The sequence below is a fragment of the Magnetovibrio blakemorei genome, from assembly GCF_001746755.1.
Classification (GTDB): domain Bacteria; phylum Pseudomonadota; class Alphaproteobacteria; order Rhodospirillales; family Magnetovibrionaceae; genus Magnetovibrio; species Magnetovibrio blakemorei.
In genome coordinates this window covers 22,976-29,954 of the sequence record NZ_MCGG01000024.1, presented here as the reverse complement: position 1 = coordinate 29,954, position 6,979 = coordinate 22,976, and the positions used below count along the sequence as shown (strand labels likewise).

The 6,979-nt window shown below is 57.8% G+C and carries 9 protein-coding genes; 7 read left to right on the top strand and 2 right to left on the bottom strand.

Annotated elements, in window-relative coordinates:
- Positions 1–95 precede the first annotated feature (95 nt).
- Both BEN30_RS08310 and BEN30_RS08305 read left to right on the top strand, forming a co-directional pair.
- Positions 96–626 carry a hypothetical protein gene (locus BEN30_RS08310; RefSeq protein ID WP_139134928.1) on the top strand — a complete coding sequence of 177 codons (531 nt, stop codon included), beginning with the start codon at positions 96–98 and terminating at the stop codon, positions 624–626.
- 15 nt (positions 627–641) lie between these two features.
- Positions 642–1,292, top strand: a complete 651-nt coding sequence (locus BEN30_RS08305) for a hypothetical protein (RefSeq protein ID WP_069957880.1) — start codon at positions 642–644, stop codon at positions 1,290–1,292.
- A 70-nt stretch (positions 1,293–1,362) separates the two neighbouring features.
- On the opposite strand, the gene BEN30_RS08300 is transcribed toward BEN30_RS08305, so the two are convergent.
- On the bottom strand, positions 1,363–1,746 hold the full coding sequence (locus tag BEN30_RS08300) for a hypothetical protein (protein ID WP_069957879.1): 384 nt from the start codon (positions 1,744–1,746) through the stop codon (positions 1,363–1,365).
- On the opposite strand from BEN30_RS08300, the gene BEN30_RS08295 reads away from it, so the two are divergent.
- Complete coding sequence (locus BEN30_RS08295) at positions 1,710–2,189, top strand: DUF1833 family protein (RefSeq protein ID WP_281201831.1); 480 nt, start codon at positions 1,710–1,712, stop codon at positions 2,187–2,189. The two genes, BEN30_RS08300 and BEN30_RS08295, sit on opposite strands and share 37 nt — an antisense overlap.
- Before the next feature lie 36 nt (positions 2,190–2,225).
- Here BEN30_RS08295 and BEN30_RS08290 read toward each other — a convergent pair whose 3' ends face one another.
- Positions 2,226–2,870 carry a hypothetical protein gene (locus BEN30_RS08290; RefSeq protein ID WP_069957882.1) on the bottom strand — a complete coding sequence of 215 codons (645 nt, stop codon included), beginning with the start codon at positions 2,868–2,870 and terminating at the stop codon, positions 2,226–2,228.
- A gap of 117 nt (positions 2,871–2,987) precedes the next feature.
- On the opposite strand from BEN30_RS08290, the gene BEN30_RS08285 reads away from it, so the two are divergent.
- From BEN30_RS08285 to BEN30_RS08270, 4 genes are read left to right on the top strand one after another with little or no spacing between them, the layout of a single operon-like run.
- The gene (locus BEN30_RS08285; RefSeq protein WP_069957877.1) at positions 2,988–3,422 is read left to right on the top strand and encodes an NlpC/P60 family protein; all 435 of its coding nucleotides are present in this window, start codon (positions 2,988–2,990) and stop codon (positions 3,420–3,422) included.
- On the top strand, positions 3,422–5,725 hold the full coding sequence (locus BEN30_RS08280; protein ID WP_069957876.1) for a host specificity factor TipJ family phage tail protein: 2,304 nt from the start codon (positions 3,422–3,424) through the stop codon (positions 5,723–5,725). The genes BEN30_RS08285 and BEN30_RS08280 overlap by 1 nt, the downstream gene beginning before the upstream one ends.
- A gap of 7 nt (positions 5,726–5,732) precedes the next feature.
- The gene (locus BEN30_RS08275) at positions 5,733–6,362 is read left to right on the top strand and encodes a glycoside hydrolase family 19 protein (protein WP_069957875.1); all 630 of its coding nucleotides are present in this window, start codon (positions 5,733–5,735) and stop codon (positions 6,360–6,362) included.
- The gene (locus BEN30_RS08270) at positions 6,349–6,948 is read left to right on the top strand and encodes a hypothetical protein (protein ID WP_069957874.1); all 600 of its coding nucleotides are present in this window, start codon (positions 6,349–6,351) and stop codon (positions 6,946–6,948) included. The genes BEN30_RS08275 and BEN30_RS08270 overlap by 14 nt, the downstream gene beginning before the upstream one ends.
- The last annotated feature ends 31 nt before the right edge of the window (positions 6,949–6,979 follow it).

Below are 6,979 nucleotides of genomic sequence, written 5' to 3'. Positions count from 1 at the left end.
GAATGCGTTCTAAACATAGGGGGATTTCCCTATGTTGATTGGCGCAGCCATTCCCTCAATGATCCTACCTAATTTAAATGGGTGGGAGAGCAAAATTGAATATTTTAAAGCGTATGAGTGGGATGGCCTTGGTCGGGCTTAGCCTTTCTGCATGCCAAACGATGACGCCGTATGAAGCCGCCTCACCGCTTGGTCATATCACAGTTGCATTTGCTGATGCCGCGTGGACTGGCAAAGACGTTCCCAAGGATGGCATTTGCAAACGCAATGGCGGCAATGGCAACGCGCCCATGTTAGCGCTATCGGATGTGCCGGACGGAACCAACGCTGTCATTGTCAAATTTAGCGACCGTTCTTATCAACCGAACAACAACGGTGGTCATGGCACAATCGGATACTGGGTCACCCCAAGTCAGGGGAGCGTTACGTTACCCTCCGTTCCCGAAACAACCACCACTGGATTGCCTGAGGGCACCTGGAAAGAAGGCAAGGTCTACGCTGGTCCGTGCTCCGGCGGGCGAGGCAACATCTACGAAGCGGATGTCTACGCCGTACACAAAGACAAAACAAACGAAAAGCTTTCCCGAACGCTCGCGACCGGGTTGATCCGCCTTGGCCGTTTTTAATTAACGCATAAATTGATGTCTAATGGAGAAGAAAATATGAAGAATGCTCTATCAGCTATGGTTGTTTCCCTGGTGGGTGCACTGACTTTGTCGGCCTGTCAAACGACGAAAGAAGCGGCAATGCTGCCTCCATCCGAGCCGATGGCACCTGCGGCGATGCCGCAGTCATATAAGGCAGGTGATACTTTTGTTACGCTGTGGTCATCCGGTGAAAATGTCAATGTTGAGGTAATCAGCGCCGATGAGGATAGTTATACTTTCCAAAATGCTGGGTCAAAATGTGCTAACACACGAAGCCGTCAATTGGATTTCTATGCTCCGATTAAAGGGGAAAATTGTTCATATGGGAGCATTACGCGGGAAATATCAAATATTAAAGGTTCTCTCTGGCCTTTGAAGGTTGGAAACACAACATCGTTTGATGTCAAAATCACCTTTAATGGGTCACGTACTTACAATGCCAGTTGTGAAGTTACCACAGAAGCACATTTGTCACTTCCTTATGGGGAAGACGATGTTTACCAAGTTGTTTGCAAAGATGGCATTCACAACATTACATCTTACTATTCCCCGGCCAAACAAGCTGTGGTCAAATATCGCTTCCTACGTCTAAACCGATCCGAGCCTTATGTCGATTATGAGGTCGTTTCGATTAACCGAAAATAAGTCGAACAAGCATTTAGTCCCCCTTCAGGAGTCGTAATCCTGAAGGGGGATTCAAAATATGGACATTTGGCTATGGACGTCTATCGCCCTCGAGCATCTGACTTCGGTGGGAGCATAAGATCACACTGCCGTCTGGGTATGTCATGTATGTGGCAGGCATTTTCGTGATCGTATCAGCCGCATCTTTTATCGCCGCATGCAGCGCCTTGGCATCGTCGCCTGTCATGCTGAGACCAACGCGCAGATCCAGATGAGAAATGTGCTGCAGCTTTCTAAAGCCTTCTTTGACAAAACCCAGTTTCTCGAAACCCATGTTTGATGGGTTCTGAGGAAGGTTTGCCGCCAGGAGGGGTTTAAAGAGCCTAATCCAGGTGAGCGCCACCAAGCCCAGCGGAACAGAGACAAATTGATCGTCTCTTGTTCGCGCCATGCCCGCCGCACCGTCATCCGGCATTCAGAGATGATGACGGTCAGCCGACAGCCGTTCGGGTCGTTCGAGATCATGTGGACCTGATCGCGCGGCTGGAGCCGACAGCACCACTGGACGGCGGTGCCATGGTGACGTTTGTGGCTTTGGCGTTTGATCTTTCCCTGCCACCCATCGACACCGCTCCGGTGCCGGAAATCACCGTGACGCTGGATAATGTGTCTCGCGAGATCGTTCGGCATCTGGATGCGGCGGTGGCAACGCAGGACCGGATCGAGATGACCTACCGACCCTATCTTTCGACAGACAAGGAAGGGCCGCAGATGGATCCGCCGATCACCCTCGGCCTGACCGAGGTGGAGGCCAATGCCCTGCAGGTCACGGGGCGGGCGCGCATGCTCGATATCGGCAACAAGGCGTTCCCATCAGAAACCTATACGGCGACGCGGTTTCCTGGGTTGGCGAGGTGACAAATTAACGGCTGAAGATATCTTGAACCATGTTGCTCAATGAAACGTTGGCGGGGGCCCAGAATGATGGACTGACTGTGCCCGTGCTCGTTTGCACGACAGGATGACCGCGTGGATTTCCTTCTCCGCGATGCGCGAGAGTTCATTCACGTTTTTCAGCGTAGAAGCGCGCTCCTTGTCGGTTGCAGGCGGCATGGTTGGCCTATTCAAAAGATCGATAACCCCGTGGATCATAGCGTTGATTTCGCCGAGTTGTTCCATGCCGTCAACGGCGCGTTCGGGGAGGTCGAGATCTTCATCGGCTCCGAACAGGCCGTCGACGAAGCCTTCGAGTTCTTCCGTGCGAACCTCGCACAATCGCCGGAGGTCGTCTTCTGTTGATCCGGTGATTTCACGCGCCAGTTTGAAGGGCTTTGATCGGGACTGATGTTTGGACAGGTTATTCCAGAGGCTCATCAGGTCCTGAAACAGCAAATTAACGGCGTCCATGTCGTCGAACTCAGGCAACTCGCCGCCCCAAAGGTCCTTGACAGTCTGGATGGGCGACGCATCAAGCCTTGGGCTCGCGATATTGCCGAGCAAACGTGTGCGCACGGTATGAAATGGGACAGGGCAAGCATAGCGGGTAAGAAGATCACGGACCTTTTTATCGCCAACATATTTGATAGGCGGTTTTTTCATTAATGCTTCATCCACTGAATTCTAATTTGCTGGCCGAGTTTATCACAAAAACCGTTCGGGTCGAGTTTTGGTGAAGGTCCTACGGCAAAACTGTTTCCAGGATTAGCGAGATAAACCATGCATTGGGCAGAAACCTATATTGGCATCCCTTGGTCTGCGACCGGGGACGGGCCAGCAAGAGGCGAGGACGGCGGTACGCCGGACAGGGAAACATGGAGTTTTCACTGTTGGGCGTTTGTCCGTCATATTCAGAAGCAGCATTTTGGTCGTGATCTTCCCGGTATCCCAAACCCTGAAGACGTTCTCGCCATTGCGCGAGGCTTTCGGGACCATCCCGAACGTCAACGCTGGAAATTGGTAAACGCTCCAAAAGACGGGGACTGCGTTCTCATGCGCCAGGCCCGCTATCCCATTCATGTCGGTGTTTGGCTTGAGGTTGATAATGGCGGCGTTCTCCACTGCTCTCAGGAAGCCGGTGCGGCATTCCAGACCTTAAATTCTCTGGCCTTGAATGGCTGGAGCGTCGAAGGCTTTTACAGGTTTGCCGGATAATGCTTGCTTGTGTTGTGATGATGAACAACCCGTTCCTTCCAGGACGGGACAGAAAGATTCTGCCTGTGGCTCAGCCATTGTCTGTGCGCGACTGGCTGGATACAGAGGGGATTATCGAATTCGACCGCCCGACCCTGTGTTTGCATAACGGCCAAGCGATCCTCCGAGCTGACTGGCCCTCGACGGTCATGGGCGATGGCGATGTTGTTACCTTTGTTGCTCTACCTCACGGTGGAGGTGGTGGAGGTGGTGGCAAAAACCCGCTTAAGACAGTTCTCTCCATTGCCTTAATGGTGGCCGCTCCCGCCTTGGGTGGAGCACTTGCCGGATCTATGGGCCTGACCGGCAGCCTGTTTGCCGGAACCGCTTTTGAGGTTGGTTTTGGCACGATCATGGGCGGCGTGGCTGCGTTGGCAGGCTCAGCCCTGATCAATGCGGTCATTCCTTCGCCGAGACCGTCGGTGCCGAGCTTAAACTTCAGTGCCGTTGGATCATCGCCTGCTCCAAGCCCGACCTATTCTTTGTCGGCGCAAGGTAATGAAGCCCGGCTGGGCCAACCGATCCCTGTTCTTTATGGACGGCATCTGATCTATCCCGATCTTGCGACCCAGTCTTACCAGGAGTTTGTGAACAACGAACAATACCTGTTTCAGCTCCATGTGATTGGTCAGGGTGAATACGATCTGGAGCAGATCCGCATCGAGGACACGCCGATTTCTTCGTTTGAAGAAGTGCAAACCGAGGTCGTTTCCCCCGGCGGCAGTGCCACCTTATTTGAAACCGACGTGGTCACCGCCCCTGAGGTGGCCGGGCAGGAATTGTTAAGTGCAGCGGATGGCGGTGCCTGGATTGGCCCCTTCACTGCAAACCCGGCAGAAACCATGGTCAGCCATCTCGGCATCGATGTGGTATTTCCGCGAGGCCTTTATTACGCCAATGACGCTGGTGGTTTGGAAACCCGCACCATCCAATGGCAGGTACAGGCGCGCGCCATCGACGACCAAGGTGTCGCTATTGGTTCATGGATCACCCTTGGATCGGAAACCTATTCCGACGCGACCAACACAGCCCAGCGGCAAAGTTATAAATACGCTGCCTCGCCGGGGCGCTATGAAGTGCAGTTGCAACGTATTGATGCCAAGGATGCATCATCGCGCGCCGGTCATGAAATCCGCTGGGGCGGGCTTCGCTCTTATCTGGATGGCACACCTGACTTTGGTGACTTGACCATTTTGGCCGTGAAGATGCGAGCGACGGACAATCTGTCGCAACGATCCGCGCGCATGATCAACTGCATCGTGACGCGTAAGCTGCCGGTGTGGGAGCCAGCTACAGGTTGGAGCGCACCCGTTCCGACCCGGTCCATCGCCTGGGCTTTTGCCGATGCGTGTCGCGCTCAGTATGGCGCAAAGCTGGCAGATGGCCGAATTGATCTGAATGCGCTCCACACCCTGGATCAAACATGGGCAGCGCGAGGAGACGAATTTAACGGCATCTTCGATAGTTCCATGACCGTGTGGGAGGCTTTAACGCGGATCTCGCGCTGTGGTCGGGCAGTGCCCGTGCTTCAAGGCGGCATTGTCCGCATCATCCGTGATCCGCCCCAGACCATGCCGGTGGCCATGTTCGGGCCGCGCAACATCGTCAAGGGCTCGTTCAAGCTCAAATACGTCATGCCGGGCGACGACACCGCCGACGCGGTGACGGTGGAGTATTTCTCGTCCCGCACCTGGAAGCCCGACGAGACCACAGCAAAGCTGGCCGACAGCCAGGGCGACAACCCGGCCAAGGTCAACCTGTTCGGCTGCACCGCCAAGGACCATGCTCAACGGGAAGGTCTCTACATCGCCGCCAACAACCGCTACCGCCGCCGCCTGGTCACCTTCCGCACCGAGTTGGAGGGCATGATCCCCACCTACGGCGACCTGGTCGCCATCACCCACGACATGCCCCGCTGGGGCCAGGGCGGCGAGGTGATCGGGCACCAGGGCGACGTGCTGGCCCTGTCCGAGCCGGTGGAATGGACAGAGGGCGCCACCCATTACCTGGCGCTACGTCGCCGCGACGGTGGGCTAGCCGGGCCGTTCCGGGTCGAGGCCGTGCCGGGTGAATCCACCCTGGTCCGCGTCCTCGATCCCCTGACCGTCACCCCCTATGTCGGCGGCTCGGAGGAGCGGACGTATTTCAGCTTCGGCCCCGGCCAGGCATGGGCGCAGACCGCCCGCGTCCTCGCCATTCGTCCCCGCGCCGAGCAGGTCGAGATTGTCGCCGTCGCCGAAGATTCCCGCGTCCACGTTAACTGAGGTTCCCATGCTGTCCGCAGACATCCTGCGTGCCGCCCTCCCGGCGGCGCGGCCCACCGATATTGCCCGTTTCGCCACCCCGCTGGCCGAGGCTTGCGCCGAATGGAGCATCGATACGCCGCTGCGGCTGGCTGCCTTCCTCGCCCAGATCGCCCATGAAAGCGGCCAGTTGCGCGCCCTGGCCGAGAACCTGAACTACTCCGCCGAAGCCCTGCTGCGGGTCTTTCCCCGCCACTTCAGCGCGGACCAAGCCGCCGCCTACGCCCGCCAGCCGCAACGCATCGGTTCCCGAGTCTACGCCAACCGCATGGGCAATGGCGACGAGGCCAGCGGCGATGGCTGGCGCTATCGCGGCCGCGGCCTGATCCAGGTCACCGGCAAGACCAACTATGCCGCCTGCGGCACCGCCCTCGGCCTCGACCTGATCGCCCAGCCCGAGCTGCTGGAGCAACCCGATCCCGCCGCCCGCTCGGCGGGGTGGTTCTGGCACAGAAACGGCCTCAACCGACCAGCCGATGCCCGCGACATCGAAACCATCACCCGGCGCATCAACGGCGGCCTCACCGGACTCGAAGACCGCAAGGCTCACTACGCCCGCGCCTGTGCCGCCCTGGAGGTATCCCATGAACCTGCTTGATCTCCTCGGCGATGCCGCCGCCATTGCCGCCAATCCGGTTGTCGGCCTCGCCAAGGTGGCCCTCGACGTCGCCCCCGACATCGCCAGCCTGTTCGGTGACGATGCCGAGAAGGCGGTGGGAAAACTGGCCGACAGCGTCCGCGCCATCACCGGCACCGACGATCCCGCCCAGGCCCGCGAGATGCTGGCCGATCCCAATTTGGTCTTCCAACTGCGCTCCCAGGCCCAGGCCTTCGCCCACGAGGAGCGCATGCAGCAGATGGCCGGCGCCATCACCACGCTGACCGCCACCATGGCCGACCGCCAGGACGCCCGCGCCCGCGACAGCGAGTTCATCAAGGCCGGGCGCAGCAACACCCGCGCCAACGTGCTGCTGGTCACGGCGGGGGTCGGCATTGTCGGCGGCATTGGCTTCATGGTATTCGGCCAGGTGGACGGCAACACCGCTGTCGGCGGCTGCATCATTTCCGTCGTCACCTTGCTGGCCGGCAAGTTCGCCACCGCCTTCGACTTCGAGTTTGGCGGCTCGGCTGATTCCGAGCAGACGAGGACCCTGCTGGCGCGGGCGCCGCCCATCGGGAAATAACGTGTGGGTTACCAACCGTTCTCTTCGCAGG

What these genes read in the sequence shown, in the direction of transcription:
- BEN30_RS08305 (WP_069957880.1), top strand. Translation starts at nt 642, where the DNA reads ATGTCTAATGGAGAAGAAAATATGAAGAATGCTCTATCAGCTATGGTT.
- BEN30_RS08300 (WP_069957879.1), bottom strand. Translation starts at nt 1,746, where the DNA reads ATGCCGGATGACGGTGCGGCGGGCATGGCGCGAACAAGAGACGATCAA.
- BEN30_RS08290 (WP_069957882.1), bottom strand. Translation starts at nt 2,870, where the DNA reads ATGAAAAAACCGCCTATCAAATATGTTGGCGATAAAAAGGTCCGTGAT.
- BEN30_RS08285 (WP_069957877.1), top strand. Translation starts at nt 2,988, where the DNA reads ATGCATTGGGCAGAAACCTATATTGGCATCCCTTGGTCTGCGACCGGG.
- BEN30_RS08280 (WP_069957876.1), top strand. Translation starts at nt 3,422, where the DNA reads ATGCTTGCTTGTGTTGTGATGATGAACAACCCGTTCCTTCCAGGACGG.
- BEN30_RS08275 (WP_069957875.1), top strand. Translation starts at nt 5,733, where the DNA reads ATGCTGTCCGCAGACATCCTGCGTGCCGCCCTCCCGGCGGCGCGGCCC.
- BEN30_RS08270 (WP_069957874.1), top strand. Translation starts at nt 6,349, where the DNA reads ATGAACCTGCTTGATCTCCTCGGCGATGCCGCCGCCATTGCCGCCAAT.